Annotated in this window: 1 protein-coding gene; it reads left to right on the top strand. The window is 59.7% G+C overall.

Annotation, left to right across the window (positions count from 1 at the left end):
- Positions 1-96: 96 nt before the first annotated feature.
- Positions 97-1,110 (top strand): IS110 family RNA-guided transposase, encoded by a 1,014-nt coding sequence (locus C0Z16_RS36925; protein WP_102636841.1) that lies wholly within the window; start codon positions 97-99, stop codon positions 1,108-1,110.
- Positions 1,111-1,511: the final 401 nt, after the last annotated feature.

Below are 1,511 nucleotides of genomic sequence, written 5' to 3'. Positions count from 1 at the left end.
ATTGAAAATCATCTAGCGGGCCTCCTCCGCCGCCCTGATGGGTGGCGGGGTTAAAGTGAGTTTGCCAACAGCGCTTTAACCGGAAGGAGGTCCATCATGAACTATAGCGGCATTGACCTGCATTCGAACAACAGCGTGGTGAGCGTGATCGACGAAACCGACCGCGTGGTCGCTGAGAAGCGGCTGCCGAACGAGCTGGCCAAGGTCCTGACGTTCCTTGCCCCGTGGCAAGCCGAGCTGGCTGGCGTCGTAATCGAATCGACGTATAACTGGTACTGGCTTGTCGACGGGCTGCAGGCCGCCGGCTTCGTGGTCCATCTGGCCAACACCACCGCGATCAAGAAATACGATGGGCTCAAGCACAGTGGCGATGAGACCGACGCGCGCTACCTGGCCCACCTGTTGCGCCTGGGAATACTCCCGACAGGCACCATCTTGCCACCACAACGGCGTGCCGTCCGTGATCTTGCGAGGAAACGCATGCAGCTCGTGCGAAGCCGCACGAGCCACATTCTCGCGGTGGAGAACATAACGGCACGCCAGTTCGGCAAGCGAATCACGAGCAATCAGGTCATCCGACTCGACGAAGAAACCATCAAACAAATGCGCCTGCCAGAGGACGTCGCACTCGCGCTTCGGGCCAACGTCGCGGTCATCACGACGCTCTCCGCGCAGATCGCTATCGTGGAAAAGCGTCTTCAACAAAAGGTCGCGCCAGACGCGGACTACACCCTGCTGACCACGGTGCCGGGCATCGGCCAAACCCTTGCAACTGTCATTCTGCTGGAGGTGGGCACCATCGAGCGCTTCGCCAGCGCCGGTAACTTCGCTTCCTATGCGCGGTGCGTGGACAGCCAGCGTATAAGCAACGGCAAAAAGAAAGGCGAAGGCAACACAAAGAATGGCAACCCGTATCTGTCCTGGGCGTTCATCGAGGCAGCCAATTTTGCGCTGCGCTATTGCGCCGAGGCCAAACGTTTCTACGAGCGAAAGAAAGGCAAGACCAATACGATCCTGGCGCGCAAGGCCTTGGCGCACAAGCTCGCCCGCGCATGCTTCCATATGCTGAAGGAGCACAAACCATTCGATATGACGCGCTGCTTCGCATAAGAGTTTCGACGGCGACCTGCAAGCCCTGATTGTTGACTGGCGAACAGCCACCGAGATTGAATGGGATGCCGTGCCGCCGTCCCCGATATGCAGTAAAAGCGGATCGCCCGGAATGCGAGCCAGCTGTGGATTGGCGCCGACAACCCGGCAGCCCACGCAATTGTGCGAACCCCATGGACGCATTACGGCACCAAAGTTCTTCCGGGGCGGCATAGCCGCCAGGGCGAAAGGCACCAGCAGTATTGCCCTTCGCTTGATCCAGATGGGTGTCTGGCGCGTTCCGCCGCAGCCAGCAAATGAAGAAACGGGCGCGGTTGGCCGCTGCATTCGGAGAACTGGGAAACGGCTGCTGGTGCAGCCGGGGATGTGGATTGCTCACTTGACACCGGCCCGCTAATGGG

It is taken from the genome of Paraburkholderia rhynchosiae, from assembly GCF_002879865.1.
Lineage (GTDB): Bacteria > Pseudomonadota > Gammaproteobacteria > Burkholderiales > Burkholderiaceae > Paraburkholderia > Paraburkholderia rhynchosiae.
Note: the sequence above shows the minus strand (reverse complement) of the source record. Positions and strands in the feature narration are given on the sequence as shown.

What these genes read in the sequence shown, in the direction of transcription:
- C0Z16_RS36925 (WP_102636841.1), top strand. Translation starts at nt 97, where the DNA reads ATGAACTATAGCGGCATTGACCTGCATTCGAACAACAGCGTGGTGAGC.